Annotated in this window: 9 protein-coding genes; 4 read left to right on the forward strand and 5 right to left on the reverse strand. The window is 60.2% G+C overall.

The features are described 5' to 3' along the window. Positions 1-5: 5 nt before the first annotated feature. From QZ298_RS01300 to QZ298_RS01320, 5 genes are all read right to left on the reverse strand, one after another. Positions 6-1,625 carry a RagB/SusD family nutrient uptake outer membrane protein gene (locus tag QZ298_RS01300; RefSeq protein ID WP_296004878.1) on the reverse strand — a complete coding sequence of 540 codons (1,620 nt, stop codon included), beginning with the start codon at positions 1,623-1,625 and terminating at the stop codon, positions 6-8. 18 nt (positions 1,626-1,643) lie between these two features. Then, positions 1,644-4,631: a TonB-dependent receptor gene (locus QZ298_RS01305; protein WP_296004880.1), complete on the reverse strand. Its 2,988-nt coding sequence runs from the start codon at positions 4,629-4,631 to the stop codon at positions 1,644-1,646. 142 nt (positions 4,632-4,773) lie between these two features. Then, a complete protein-coding gene (locus QZ298_RS01310) occupies positions 4,774-7,047 on the reverse strand; it encodes a family 65 glycosyl hydrolase domain-containing protein (RefSeq protein WP_296004882.1) in 2,274 nt (757 codons plus the stop codon). 2 nt (positions 7,048-7,049) lie between these two features. After that, positions 7,050-7,706 (reverse strand): beta-phosphoglucomutase, encoded by a 657-nt coding sequence (pgmB, locus tag QZ298_RS01315; protein WP_296004883.1) that lies wholly within the window; start codon positions 7,704-7,706, stop codon positions 7,050-7,052. Position 7,707: 1 nt separating this feature from the next. Beyond that, positions 7,708-9,009, reverse strand: a complete 1,302-nt coding sequence (locus tag QZ298_RS01320; RefSeq protein ID WP_296004885.1) for an MFS transporter — start codon at positions 9,007-9,009, stop codon at positions 7,708-7,710. A 249-nt stretch (positions 9,010-9,258) separates the two neighbouring features. Here QZ298_RS01320 and QZ298_RS01325 point away from each other — a divergent pair, with 249 nt between their 5' ends. The 4 genes from QZ298_RS01325 (at position 9,259) to dxr (ending at position 13,517) form a co-directional block, all read left to right on the forward strand. Continuing rightward, the gene (locus QZ298_RS01325; protein WP_296004887.1) at positions 9,259-10,632 is read left to right on the forward strand and encodes a sensor histidine kinase; all 1,374 of its coding nucleotides are present in this window, start codon (positions 9,259-9,261) and stop codon (positions 10,630-10,632) included. Further along, the gene (locus QZ298_RS01330) at positions 10,629-11,408 is read left to right on the forward strand and encodes a LytTR family DNA-binding domain-containing protein (RefSeq protein ID WP_296004890.1); all 780 of its coding nucleotides are present in this window, start codon (positions 10,629-10,631) and stop codon (positions 11,406-11,408) included. Before QZ298_RS01325 ends, QZ298_RS01330 begins: the two co-directional genes overlap by 4 nt. An 82-nt stretch (positions 11,409-11,490) precedes the next feature. Continuing rightward, positions 11,491-12,366, forward strand: coding sequence for a murein hydrolase activator EnvC (locus QZ298_RS01335; protein ID WP_296004892.1), 876 nt, complete (start codon positions 11,491-11,493; stop codon positions 12,364-12,366). Continuing rightward, entirely contained in the window at positions 12,366-13,517 is a 1,152-nt protein-coding gene (gene dxr / locus QZ298_RS01340; RefSeq protein ID WP_296004894.1) for a 1-deoxy-D-xylulose-5-phosphate reductoisomerase, read from the forward strand. Before QZ298_RS01335 ends, dxr begins: the two co-directional genes overlap by 1 nt. Positions 13,518-13,520: the final 3 nt, after the last annotated feature.

Genomic DNA, 13,520 nt, shown 5'->3' on the forward strand with positions numbered 1-13,520 from the left:
GGACACTAATAACCGGGGTTCTGCTCCAGATTGTCGTTGACCAGACGGTCGTCGGACGGGATGGGGAAGAGCTTGAGGTGGTCGGAAAGCGCCTGACCCGATGCGACGCCGCCCTTGAACGGCCACAGGTAGTTGCCCGAAGTGAACTTGTCGAAACGGATGAGCATCGTACGGCGGAAACCCTCCCAATAGAACTCGCGGGTAAGCTCGTTGAAGATGTCGTCGAGCGAAACCGGGCCGGCGGTCGGCGCAACGCCTGCGCGCTCCTGGATTTCAGCGACATAATCCACGGCCGCAGCATCGGAGGTCGAACCGCCGTCGATGCGGGCCTGGGCCTCGGCATAGGCGAGGTACATTTCAGCGGCACGGATCATCGGGAAGTCGATCGAGACGAAAAGTTCGAGCTTCGAATAATCGGTATCAGGGTCAGACACCCGGTTGTTGTTGAACTTCCAGACGTGCCAGCCGGCAGAGAAGTCGGAACCGTTCATCGTCTTGTCGTCGGAGAAACGGAGCGACACGAGCGCGCGTTTATCGATGGCTGCGAACCCGGGTTCGGCCCCGACTGCGGCCGCGTCGGCATTGGCATCGCCGATCAACTTGCCCACGAATTCCGACGAGGTAACCAGACCGCCCCAAGCCTCCGAGGTGCCGAGCCGCAGGTTGTCGCCATCCTTGAGGTTGCCCTGGCTGGCAGCGATCAGGTAGGTAGCGCCGCCGTAGGACTGCGTGCGGGTAGCGTCGTAGCACGAAGCGTAGACAATCTCCTTCAAGGCATCGGGATTCTCGCCGTTGTCGCCCATGAAAAGCTCCTCGTAGTTTTTAGCCAGCCCATAAGCGTCGATTACCTGCTTGGCGGCGTTCTTGGCTGCTTCATAAATCTTGTTGTCCTCCTGCCCCAGATAGGTTTTGTGGTTGAGGCACAAACGGGCCAGCAAACCGTAGGCAGCACCCTTGTCGACGCGCGGATAGACCTGCGTATGGGGAGCCATGAGGTTGGAATTCTCGCCGGTCAACTGCTCCAACTCGGTTTTCAACCAAGCGAAAAGCGATGCGGCATCGGTCTGTTGGGGCTTGAAGGTTCCCACGGGATCGGTTTCGAGCACGAAAGGCGGATTACCGAAGCAATCGAGCAGAATCCAATAAGCATAGGCGCGCAGGAAGCGCACCTCGGCACGCTCGGCCGCCACCTCGGGGTCGCCGTCGTTGGTGTTGCGCAAGAACTCGTTGGCATACGAAATCATCATCATGCCGCGCGTATAAGCCGCATAGATGGCGTCGTTTTTGGTCGAAGTCCACGTATCGTTGCAGATCTCCTTGACCCAAGCGTCGCCCCAGACGCAGTGGGCCTCGTCGGTCGAAAGGGTTTGGATCGACCACCAGGCACGCAGGAACTCCGAAGCTCCGGCGTCGCCGACCTGGATGTCGGCATTGCCTGCGCCGGACTGTCCGACGAGGGTGAAACCGCCGTAGATCTTGGCCAGCTGGCCCTTGCGCAAAACGGGATTGGAGTAGATTTCGCCGTTGGGAACGGTCGTATCCGAAAGCGGGTTCTGATCGAGATCACCGAGACAAGCGGTGAACGACAGAGCCGCGCAAAATGCGAATAAAATATGTTTTTTCATAGTCGTGAACTCCTCGGATTAAAAGTTGATGCCCAATCGCAGGCTGTAAATGCGCGGACGCGGATAGACGTTGCCGTCGATACCTCCGGCCACCGAAACCTCGGGATCGAGACCGCTGTAATCGGTAATGACGAAGACGTTCTGCACACCGGCAGCCACGCGGATCGACAATCCCTGCTTGGAGACGTTGCGGAACGTGTAACCCAGGTTGATGTCGTCCATGCGGAAGAACGACGCGTTCTCCAGGAAGAGATCCGACAGACACTGGGCCGTCGAAGCGCTCGTCGTGAAACCGTAGCGCGAAGCCACAGGCTGCGTGTTGGTCAGAAAGCCCTTACCGATCAGATCGCGGTAGTAGGAAGTGGCCGAGCGGCGCAGTACGTCGTTGAACATGTAGTTGCCCACGGTGCCGTGGCCGTTGAATCCGAAATCCCAGTTCTTGTAGGTCAACTTGAGGTTGACGCCGTAGTAGAAATCGGGGTTGGGACTCTTGTTGGTCATGTAACGGTCGGCGTTGGTAATCTGACCGTCGCCGTCGCGGTCTACAAGGCCGTTTTCGATGGCATTGCCGTCGGCATCATAGGCCTGCTGCCACAGATAGAAAGTGTAGGGCGCATAACCGACCACATGGCGCTGGGCCGTGTTGCCCGTACCGCCGCCGGCACCGCCCACATCGATGGCATCCGAAGGCAGGGTCATGATCTCGGTATTCTGGAACGTGCCGTTCAGGCCGATGCTCAAATGCCAGTCCTTGGTCTGCACGGGAACGAAGTTGAGCGAAACTTCGACGCCCTTGTTCTTCATCGAACCGATATTCTGGTAGACGTAGTTGGAGAAGTTGCCGCCCAGAGGCACGGCCACGCGCGAAAGCATGTCGTCGGTCTTGCGGTAATAAGCATCGACCGAACCGTTGATGCGTCCGTTGAGGAAACCGAAGTCGAGACCTACGTTATAAGTAGTAGTCTCCTCCCACTTCAAGCTCTCGTTGTACTCGTGGGGCTTGAGCGGGAAATACCACTGGTCGGGGCCTAACGGATACTGCGTGGCGGGGTCTTTGGAAATCTCGGCATACGATCTGGCGGCGTAACGGTCGTCGAAATCCTGCTGACCCGTGATGCCCCAGCCCAAACGGAGCTTGAGGGCCGACACGACGTTGGAATCCTTGAGGAAATTCTCCTGGGCGATGTTCCAGGCCGCAGCGGCCGAGGGGAAGTAACCCCAGCGGTTGTCGCCCACGAAGCGCGACGAACCGTCGGCACGCATGGTAAAGGTAAGCAGGTATTTGGAAGCGATCGAGTAATTGAGACGTCCGTAGAACGACACCAACACATCCTGGTAGGCCGAGTGAGTGAAGTTGATGAGTTCGGAATCCCAGGGACGCGACTCGTCCGCAGCGACGACGCGGCCGTAGTTGTGCGAGTCGGTCGAAGCATAGTTCTCGGCCCACGAATAACCAGCCATGGCGCTGAAGTTGTGGATGCCCCACTCCTTGGCGTAATTGGCGTAGAACTCAAGCAACTGGTTGCGGTGGAGGTTCTTGTAGTCCTCGAAGCGGCCGAAACCCTTGTAGTCTTTGTCGCCGTCGCGGTTGGCCATGATCGAACCGGGATAGTTGCCCTTGTCGCCGGAGGTGGAGGTAATATCGAGACCGAGGTTGAGGTTGAAGCTCAACTCTTCGAGACCGTGCACCTTATAATTGAACTGGAGGTTGCCCAACGCACGGTAGGAACGGTTGCCGTCCCACTTGTCGTAGAGCAGCGACAACGGGCTGGTGTCGGCCAGGTTGGAAGTCCAGTTGAAATAACCGTTGTTGGTGGCGTAGTCGATCGCCCCGTCTTCAGTGCGATGGTAGGGATCCTGCGTGGGGTCGAAATAGACCGCAGCTCCGATGGCGCCCGTATCTGCATAGTTGCCGCGGTTGTAGATACCCTTGGCGTTGAGGTTGACCGTCAGATGATCCTTGAAGAACTTGGGCGACAGGTTGAGGTCGACGGTCACACGCTGGTTGTCCGACGTTTTGAGCGTACCGCCGTCGTAGGTGTAGCCGACCGATGCGCGGTAAGGCAGCTTGTCCTTGAGCGCCGAACCGTAGACCGAGACGTTGTGGTCGGTGGCGATGCCGACCTTGTAGATCAGCTCCTGCCAATCGGTGTCGGCCGTGCCGAAGAGTGCCGAAGACTTGTCGGCCAAGTCGGGATAGGTGCCGAGAATGTACTCCTTGAACTGGGCGGCGTTCATCATCTCCATCGTCTTGAAATTGTGCTTGACGGAGACGCTGCCGTTGTAGGAGACGCGGGGCTTGCCGCCCTCGCCTTTCTTGGTGGTAATGAGGATAACGCCGTTCGAAGCGCGCGAACCGTAGATGGCCGTGGCCGAAGCGTCCTTCAGAACGGTGAACGAAGCGATGTCGTTGGGGTTGACCATCGCCAGTCCGTTGGACATGCCCGGGCCTGCGTCATTGGCCACGGGTACGCCGTCGATGACGATCAGCGGGTTGTTGCTCGCCGAGAGCGATGCGCCGCCGCGGATGCGGATTTCGGCACCGGCACCGGGGGCGCCGTTGCCCGAGACGATGTTGACGCCAGGAACCTTGCCGCGCAACAACTCCTGGGGCGAAGTCAGGGCGCCGCGGTTGACCTCCTCGGCCTTGACAGCGACGACCGAACCGGTCATGTCATTCTTCTTGACGGCACCGTAACCGATGACCACCACCTCGTCCAACGACATGAGGTCTTCTTCGAGCACGATGCGCGCCAAGTCGGACGACGAAGCGACGCGCTGCCAATCCTTGTAACCGATGTAGCTGACTCGGACGGCGGCATCGGCATCGGCGACACGCAGGACATACTGTCCGTTCAGGTCGGTCGACGTACCGTTGGCGGTGCCGACCTCGACCACGGTAGCTCCGATGACGGGCGTACCGGACGCATCGACGACGATGCCCTTTATCTCACGCCCGCCGTTCTGTGCCGACGCGAGGGGGGGGGTAATTGCACATAATAGCATAACCCCCAAACACATAGCCAAAATTCTTCGCATAAAGCTGTTTGTGTTAGTTAATAATAGGTTGTGTGGTTATATCTGGTTCATATTCTTGCCTCGGCAGGCCGAACGAATTCGGCGCTGCACTCGGCCTGTCGGAAAAATCCTATTTCAGCGAACGGCTGACTTGGCCGTCGACCGTGAGTCGTTCGCCGGCCAGCATGATCTCGACCGGTTCGCCCTCGCAAACGATGGAGACCGTGCCGTCGACGATCTCCACGGAGAGTACACGGCCCCGATAATCGATGCGGAAAGCCAGACGCTGCCAAGCGGCGGGCAGATGGGGTTCGAACGAGAGTACGCCGTCGCAGACGCGCATGCCGCCGAAACCCTCGACCACGGCGAGCCACGACCCGGCCATCGAAGTGACGTGGCACCCCTCCTCGACCTCGCGGTTGTAGTCGTCGAGGTCGAGCCGCGCGGTACGCAGGTACAACTCGTAAGCCTTCTCCATCAGTCCCAACTGCGCAGCGAGCACCGTATGGACGCAGGGCGAGAGCGACGACTCGTGGACGGTGCGGGCCTCGTAGAAATCGAAGTTGCGCCGCAGCGTATCGGCGTCGAACCGGTCGCGGAAGAGGTAAAGACCCTGCAATACGTCGGCCTGCTTGATGAAACACGACCGCAGAATACGATCCCACGACCATTTCTGGTTGATGGGCCGCTCGGCGGGATCGAGGTCTTTGACGAGCACCTGCTCCTTGTCCAGATAACCGTCCTGCTGGAGGAAGATGCCCAGCTCGCGGTCTTCGCCGAGGTACATATCGGCGTCGATCTTGAGCCATTCGGCCGTCTCGGCCTGCTCGTCGAACGAACGCTTCGCGCACATGGCGGCATAGGCCTCGGGGCGGTTTTGCCGCACCCAAGCGACGGCCTCGGCGGCGTAGCGCAGGCACCAGCAGGCGATATAGGAAGTATACCAGTTGTTGTTGACGTTGTTTTCGTACTCGTTGGGGCCGGTAACGCCGAGCATGACGTACTTCTTGCGGGCCTCCGACCAAGTGATGCGCTGCGCCCAGAAACGGGCGATCGAGAGCAGCACCTCGGCGCCGCCCTGGGCCAGATACTCCTTGTCGCCGGTGTAACGGATATAATTGAAGACGGCATAGGCGATGGCGCCGTTGCGGTGGATCTCCTCGAAAGTGATCTCCCACTCGTTGTGGCACTCCTCGCCGTTGATGGTAACCATCGGATAGAGCGCGGCTCCGCCGTGGAATCCGAGCTTGGCGGCATTCTCGATGGCTTTGTCGAGCTGGTTGTAGCGATAGACGAGCAACTCGCGGGCCACCTGCGGCCCGGCGGTCGCCATGTAGAACGGCAGGCAGTAAGCCTCGGTGTCCCAATAAGTGACGCCGCCGTACTTCTCGCCCGTGAATCCCTTGGGGCCGATGTTCAGACGCGTGTCGACGCCGGTATAGGTCTGCAAGAGCATGAAGATGCAGAAGCGGATGCCCTGCTGGGCGGCATCGTCGCCGCCGATCTCGATGTCGCAGCTATGCCAGCGTGCGGCCCAGGCGGCCTCCTGCTCTTTGAGCAAGGCATCGAACCCGATGGCGGCACCGTCGGCAGCCACGGCACGCGCGGCGGCGATCAACTCCCCGGGCTTATGGTTGAGCGACGAGCAGATGCCCGCATACTTGTAGAGCACGGCCCACTCCCTTGCCTCGCGGCGGACAACGGTCGTGTGACGCACCTTTTCGGGCGTCGTCTCGCAACGGAACCCGGCGCCGTCGAGCACCACGCGCTGTGCCCACGCGACGTCGAAGCCGCTCTTCTTGGTACGGCTCTGCACGGCGTCGCCGTCGGTCGAGACATGCTCCCAGAACTTCTCGTCGTAGTTGGCGTCGGTATTGCGGACATCGGCGTCGATATAGGGCGAGAACGTAATCTCTGCCCCCCTATCGAGGGGCCGCACTGCATAGCGGATGACGCCCAGCTCGCGCCGCTGGAGCGAGAGGAAACGCACGACCTCGACCTCGACCTCAACGCCGGAGCGCATGCGCACGGTCATGCGACGCGTGAGCACCGAACGCCGCATATCCAACTCGCGGCGGAACGCCAGCACCTCGACCTGGGCGAGGTCGAGCACCTCGCCGTCGACAGCGACGTCGACGCCGATCCAGAACGCGGAGTTGAGCACCTTGGCGAAATACTCGGGATAACCGTTCTTCCACCATCCCACGCGGGTCTTGTCGGGGTAGTAGATGGCGCCGATATAATTGCCCTGCAACGAATCGCCGGAATAGGACTCCTCGAAATTGGCGCGGCCGCCCATGACGCCGTTGCCCAAGGCGAAAAGCGACTCGGAAGATTTGACGCGCGCCGGATCGAAACGCTCCTCGACGAGCATCCAGGGGTCGGTCTTGATAAATTGGTTCATGATCAATCTATTTGGTTGCAAAGTTTTTCAAAAGTGAAGCCCTCGAACGTGGGCAGCTGCATGGTAGCCTTGTCCAGCAGCGGACTTCCGCCGACGCCCACCGAACGCATGCCGGCGCGCGCGGCGGCCTCGATACCGGCGGCGGCATCCTCGAAGACGACACAGGCGGCGGGCGCCTGGCCGGCGAGTTCGGCCCCTTTGGCGAAGACCTCGGGATCGGGCTTGGCCTTGGAGACGAGCGTCCCGTCGACGACATGGTCGAACAACTGGCGCAAACCGCAACGGTCGAGGATGACTCCGGCGTTCTTCGACGCGGAACCCAACACGACCTGGATGCCGGCGGCCTTGAGTCCCAACAAGAACTCCAACACGCCGGGCAACACCTCGTCGGCGGTCATGCGCGTGATGTATTCGAGGTAGCGGGCGTTCTTCTCGGCGGCCAGGCGCTCCTTCTCCTCGGCGGAGAAGCGGTTTTCCATGCCGCCGGCACGCAGCACGATGTCGAGCGACGCCATGCGGCTAACGCCCTTGGTAGCCTCGCCCTGCTCGGGCGTGAACTCGAAACCCAATGCCCGGGCCAACTCGGCCCAGGCGAGATAATGATACTTGGCGGTGTCGACGATGACCCCGTCCAGATCGAAGATGCAACAAGCGATCATACTATTTTTCCTTGACGAAAACGACCGACACGGCGGCCAACAACATAAAAACGGCGGCCAGGGCGATCATGGCCATGGGACTGCCGCCGAAAAGATACTGTACGATCACGCCGCCCGTGAGACCGACGACGATCTGGGGCACAGTGATCGTGAAATTGAAGATACCCATGTAGACCCCCATGCGGCGCGCCTCGACGGCCCGCGAGAGGATGGCGTAGGGCATGGCGAGGATGCCGGCCCAAGCGATGCCGATGCCGATCATAGGGAGCATCAAAGCATACTGATCGGAGAGGAAGCACAACCCTGCGAATCCGACGGCGCCGCACAAGAGACAGAGGGCGTAGACGAGTTTATTGCCCCAACGGGCGGCGATGCCGGCGATGAAAAGCGAAGCGATGCAGGCGGGGACGGGATAGGTGCCGTTCAACACGCCGACCCACGTCTGGGTCTGGCCGGCGGAGAGCAGCTCGCCGGTGGCATGGTCGACGACCACGCCCGTGATGGCGGGCTTGAGGTAAGTCCACATGAGAAACAGCGCGGCCCACGAGAAGAACTGCACGACGCCCAACTGCAACATGACCTTGGGCACGTTGCGCATCAACTCCATGAACGAAGGCTTTTCGAGCACCTCCTCGACCGTCTCATCGTTATAGCGCGCAAACTCCTCGGGAGGATACTCCTTGGTGCGGAACGCCGTGACGAGCACCGTGGCCAGAAGGATGGCCCCACCTATATAATAAGACCACGCGATATGCTGCGCGACCTGTCCGGGCACCACCTCGTCGGAGATGCCGCACCGGGTAAGGATCAACGGCAGGACGGCGCCGACAACGGCACCGAGGTTGATGAGAAAAGTCTGAACAACGTAGCCCTTGGTCTTCTGCGAATCGTCGAGCATGTCGGCGACCAGCGCGCGGAACGGCTGCATGGTAACGTTGAACGAAAGATCCATGAACAGCAGGATGAACGCCCCCATAGCCAACGGCGCGAAAGCTAACAACAACGGTGCATTGGGCATCAGGGCCAAGGCGAGGGCCGAAATGACGGCGCCGCCGAGGATGAACGGCCCGCGCCGGCCCAAGCGCGTCCAGGTTCCGTCGGAAAAGAGTCCGACGATGGGCTGGATGACCAGGCCTGCAACGGGAGCGGCAAGCCAAAAATAGCTCAAATGCGAAAGATCGGCGCCCAACGACTCGAAGATGGTCGACGTATTCGAATTCTGCAACGAATAGCCGATCTGGACGCCCAGGAAGCCGAAGCTGAGGTTCCATATCTGCCAAAAAGACAGTTTCGGTTTTTTCATGGGAAGATCGTAGTTTTCGGTTTTGGTATTATAAATATAAGGAAAAATCGGCCGATTTTCCAACTTCCGGACGACGAACGGCGCAAAAGAACCGACGAACGGCGAATATGGCAGGACGAAACGACCGGCCGGCCGGCAAGCAACGGGCGCCGGCCGGCCGGCCGACGAACAGGAAATTTTTTCCGGCGGCGAAATTTGGAGAAACGGACTAAAAGCCCTAACTTTAAGTTGAATTAACGTCTCCGGAACATGAAGCGCCCCACGATAAGCACCCCGGCCGTCATCCATCTTTTTGCAGCAGCGCATGCCGTTGTGGCCATGTTGAGCCGACTTTTCAACTACGTCGACGACATGCCGCTGACGGTACTCACGCTGTCGATGATCTTCATCGTCGCCATCCGCCGCAGCCTGCGGGTCGAATTCGTGGCGGCCCTGGCGCTGATCTGCATCTTCGTGGGCTACCTGTTCGGCATCTACGGCGCGCAGTTCATCCAACAAGCCTTCGGCTGCGGCATCCTGGCTCCGGTCATCACGACGACGCTGGTTACCGAAGCGATCGGCTGGCTGACCTATGCGTTCGCCCGACCGCGCGGCGCCGGCCCCCGCACACCCGTACGCTGGGCGCCCCCGGCATGGCAGATCGTAGGCATCGTAGCGGCGATCCTGCTGCTGCGCCTTTTCTACATGCGGCTCTTCAACTCGCCCTACTACGAACAAGAAGGCGTCTACCCCGAATTCCAGAGGCTGTTGAGCAACACACTGGCGCTCATGACAATGTTCTGCGGCAACGTGATCTTCGTCAACCTGCGCGCCCGCATGCTGCGACGCCGCGACGTACGCATCGCCGCCTCGGCCCTCTTCACGCTGCTGCTGGTGCTGCTGCTCACGGCGGCGGTCTGCTACGGGCCGCCCCAAGGCACTGCGGAGCCGATTCCGCCCCGCGGATTCTTCCGTCTCTACATGGTGGTGCTGCTGGTCGACCTGATGGTCTACGCCGTGCTGCAACTCATAACCTACGTAATCCGCTCGCACCAAGAACTGCGCACCGAACGCGGCAAGAAACACCGCGCCCAATTCCGCTACGACCGGCTCAAGCAACAAATCAACCCCCATTTTCTGTTCAACTCGCTGAACATCCTCGACTACCTGGTGCAAGAACACGAAACCGAACGGGCGAGCGCTTTCATCCGCAAGTTGGCAGGCACTTACCGCTACATGCTTAAAAACGAAGACGAACCCCTGGTGCCGCTGCATGAAGAACTGGAATTCGCCCGCAAATACATCGATCTGCTGCAAGAACGTTTCACGAGCGGATTCCATGTGGAGTGCGACATCCCGCCGACAGCCCTGAACCGCCACACGGTGCCGTGCAGCCTGCAACTGCTGATCGAAAACGCCATCAAACACAACGCCGTGGGGCCGGAACAGCCGCTCCGCATACGCATACGCGCCACGAGCGACCGGCTCACGGTGGCGAACAACCTGCAACCCCGCCTCAACGCTCCGGCATCGACGGGGCTGGGGTTGAGAAACATACAACAACAATATCTCGATCTGTCGGGACTTCCGATCACGGTCGAGAAAACCGACACGGAATTCTGCGTTACCCTACCTCTGCTATGAAAACCCTCAACGTACTGATCGTCGAAGACGAAATCCCGGCCCAGACCAATCTGCGGCGTCTGATCGAAAAACATTTCGAAGATCTGCGCATCGTAGGCGTGCAAAGCTCGGTCGTGGGCACCGTGGCCTGGCTGCGCGATCCGGACAACCGCCCCGACATCATCTTCATGGATGTGCAGCTCTCGGACGGCATGTGCTTCGACATCTTCGCCCAGACCGAAGTGCACGGCAAGGTAGTCATTACCACGGCTTATGACAACTATGCCCTCCGTGCGTTCCGCATCAACAGCGTGGACTATCTGCTCAAACCGATCGCTCCGGAAGAGCTGCAAGCCGCCGTAGAGCGCTGCCGCAGAACCATGGAATCGGAAAAACCGGCGCCGGCGCCCGACGCCGAGGTGTTGCGCGGCATACTGGCCCGCACGGGCCGGGAATACAAAAAACGGTTCGTGGTACGCCTGGGCGACAAGATCACGGTGGTAAACACGGAACAAGTGGCCTATTTCTATGCAGAAGACAAATACACCTATCTGGTAACTACGGAAGGGCGGAAACTGATCCTCGACGTGTCGCTCGACGCCGCATCGGAACAAGTCGACCCGCGGCTCTTTTTCCGCCTTTCACGCAACTGCACGGCCTCGATCGACGCCATAACGGGAATATCGAAACACCTGAGCAACAGACTGAAAGTGGCGCTCGAACCCCGCCCCGACTTCGAAGTCTTCGTCAGCCGCTCGCGCACGACCGACTTCATGAACTGGCTGGAGGACAAATAAATTTGGCAGTCCGCGCGGGTTATATTAACTTTGCAGGGAACAAATCTTGCACTTCACTGCAAGCACAAAAGGCATAAAGACAATGAAACCGACGCAAATATGGCATGACATGGCGGAACAATGGCGCGACATCTTCCGCAAACGCCGCTTCAGCATGCTCAACGCCACGGACAACCGCGAAGAATGGCACATCCACCTCTCCCCGGCGAGCATCTTCGCCGGGCTGGTGTCGTTCGTGCTGCTGCTCTTCATCATCCTGCTTTCGCTGGTGGCCTACACGCCGGTGCTGGAGTTCATGCCCGGCTACCGCACCGAAGCGGGACGCGCACGCGAAACGCTCGTGCAGAACATCATCCGCATAGACTCCATGGAGCGCATGCTTACCGATATGATGACCTACAACGAAAACATCGCTCTGATTCTGGAGGGCAAAACCCCCGTCGTGCGCACGTTCGCCTCGTCGGACAGCCTGCGCATGAGCAAAGTCCTGGTCATGCGCTCGACCGAAGACTCGCTGTTGCGCGCCCAGATGGAGAGCGACGGCCCCTATTCGCTGGGCGGCATCAACAGTTCGCGCGGCCGCATTCGCCGCACCATGGAACTGGCATCGCCTATCGACGGCATCATTACCGACCGTTTCGATCTGAAGGAAGGCAACTTCGGCCTGCGGATCGCCGCGGCGGCCGCAGCTCCCGTGACGGCGATCGACGAAGGCACGGTGGTCATCAGCCGCTGGACGCCCGAAACGGGGCACATCATCGAAATACAGCATCCCAACAGCCTGCTGTCGATCTACCGCCACCTCTCGCAGTCGCTCGTGACCAAAGGCCAGCTCATCCGTCCGGGCGAACTGATCGGTTACAACTCCGAGGTCAAGAACGGCGAAGTCCAGCTCTTCGAATTCGAACTTTGGAACAGCGGACGCCCCGTCGATCCTGAAGGTTACATCGTATTTTGATGAAACAACGCCTGGCCATACTCGGATCGACCGGTTCGATCGGCATGCAGACGCTCGACATCGTAGAAGAGAACCCCGCACAGTTCGAGGCCCGCGTGCTGACGGCGCACCGCAACTGGCGGCGGCTGGCCGAGCAAGCCCGAAAATTCGATGCCGACACAGCGGTAATCGCCGACGAGGAATATTATGCGCCGCTGCGCGATGCGCTGGCCGACACCGACGTGAAAGTCTATGCCGGCGAAGAAGCCGTGGCGCAAGTCGCCGCCGCAGGCGACAGCGACGTGGTGGTCAATGCGCTGGTAGGCTATGCAGGCCTGGCACCTACGGTGGCGACCGTCCGTGCGGGCAAGAAACTGGCTCTGGCCAACAAGGAATCGCTGGTCGTAGGCGGCGAAACGGTCATGCGTCTGGCGGCCGAACACCGGGCGCCGATCCTGCCCGTGGACTCGGAACACTCGGCGATCTTCCAATGTCTGCTGGGCGAGCAGGCCCCCGTGCGGCGGCTGATCCTCACATGCAGCGGCGGCGCATTCCGCGACTTCACGCCCGAACAACTGGCCGAAGCGACCGTCGAACAGGCCCTGCGCCACCCCCAATGGCAGATGGGCGCCAAGATCACGATCGACTCGTCGACCCTGGTCAACAAAGGATTCGAAGTGATCGAGGCCCGCTGGCTGTTCGGCACGCCGGCCGAAAAGATCGCCGTGCTGCTGCACCCGCAATCGATCGTCCACTCGATGGTCGAATACGAAGACGGCGCGATCAAGGCCCAGCTGGGCACGCCCGACATGCGGATGCCCATCAGCTTCGCCCTGATGTTCCCCCACCGCGCCCAACGGCCCGGCGAGCGGTTCGACTTCCTGGCCCATCCGCAACTGACGTTCGCCGAAGTCGACCGGACAAAATATCCGGCCCTCGACATCGCCTACGACTGCCTGCGCCGCGGCGGCACAGCGGCCTGTACGATGAACGGCGCCAATGAAACGGCCGTGGCGGCATTTTTGAAAGGAGCCTGCCGCTGGCTCGACATCGTGGGCGCGATCGTACACACGCTCGAACATGCGACTTTCGTCGCGGCACCGACGCTGGACGACTACGCCGCAGCGGATGCCGAAGCCCGTCGTCTGGCTGCCGAATACCTCCATCTGTAACGC

Origin of the sequence: uncultured Alistipes sp. (assembly GCF_910580175.1) — a bacterium.
Classification (GTDB): domain Bacteria; phylum Bacteroidota; class Bacteroidia; order Bacteroidales; family Rikenellaceae; genus Alistipes.

Excerpts from the sequence above, each read along its gene's own strand:
- QZ298_RS01300 (WP_296004878.1), bottom strand. The coding sequence starts at position 1,625 with ATGAAAAAACATATTTTATTCGCATTTTGCGCGGCTCTGTCGTTCACC.
- QZ298_RS01305 (WP_296004880.1), bottom strand. The coding sequence starts at position 4,631 with ATGCTATTATGTGCAATTACCCCCCCCCTCGCGTCGGCACAGAACGGC.
- QZ298_RS01310 (WP_296004882.1), bottom strand. The coding sequence starts at position 7,047 with ATGAACCAATTTATCAAGACCGACCCCTGGATGCTCGTCGAGGAGCGT.
- pgmB (WP_296004883.1), bottom strand. The coding sequence starts at position 7,706 with ATGATCGCTTGTTGCATCTTCGATCTGGACGGGGTCATCGTCGACACC.
- QZ298_RS01320 (WP_296004885.1), bottom strand. The coding sequence starts at position 9,009 with ATGAAAAAACCGAAACTGTCTTTTTGGCAGATATGGAACCTCAGCTTC.
- QZ298_RS01325 (WP_296004887.1), top strand. The coding sequence starts at position 9,259 with ATGAAGCGCCCCACGATAAGCACCCCGGCCGTCATCCATCTTTTTGCA.
- QZ298_RS01330 (WP_296004890.1), top strand. The coding sequence starts at position 10,629 with ATGAAAACCCTCAACGTACTGATCGTCGAAGACGAAATCCCGGCCCAG.
- QZ298_RS01335 (WP_296004892.1), top strand. The coding sequence starts at position 11,491 with ATGAAACCGACGCAAATATGGCATGACATGGCGGAACAATGGCGCGAC.
- dxr (WP_296004894.1), top strand. The coding sequence starts at position 12,366 with ATGAAACAACGCCTGGCCATACTCGGATCGACCGGTTCGATCGGCATG.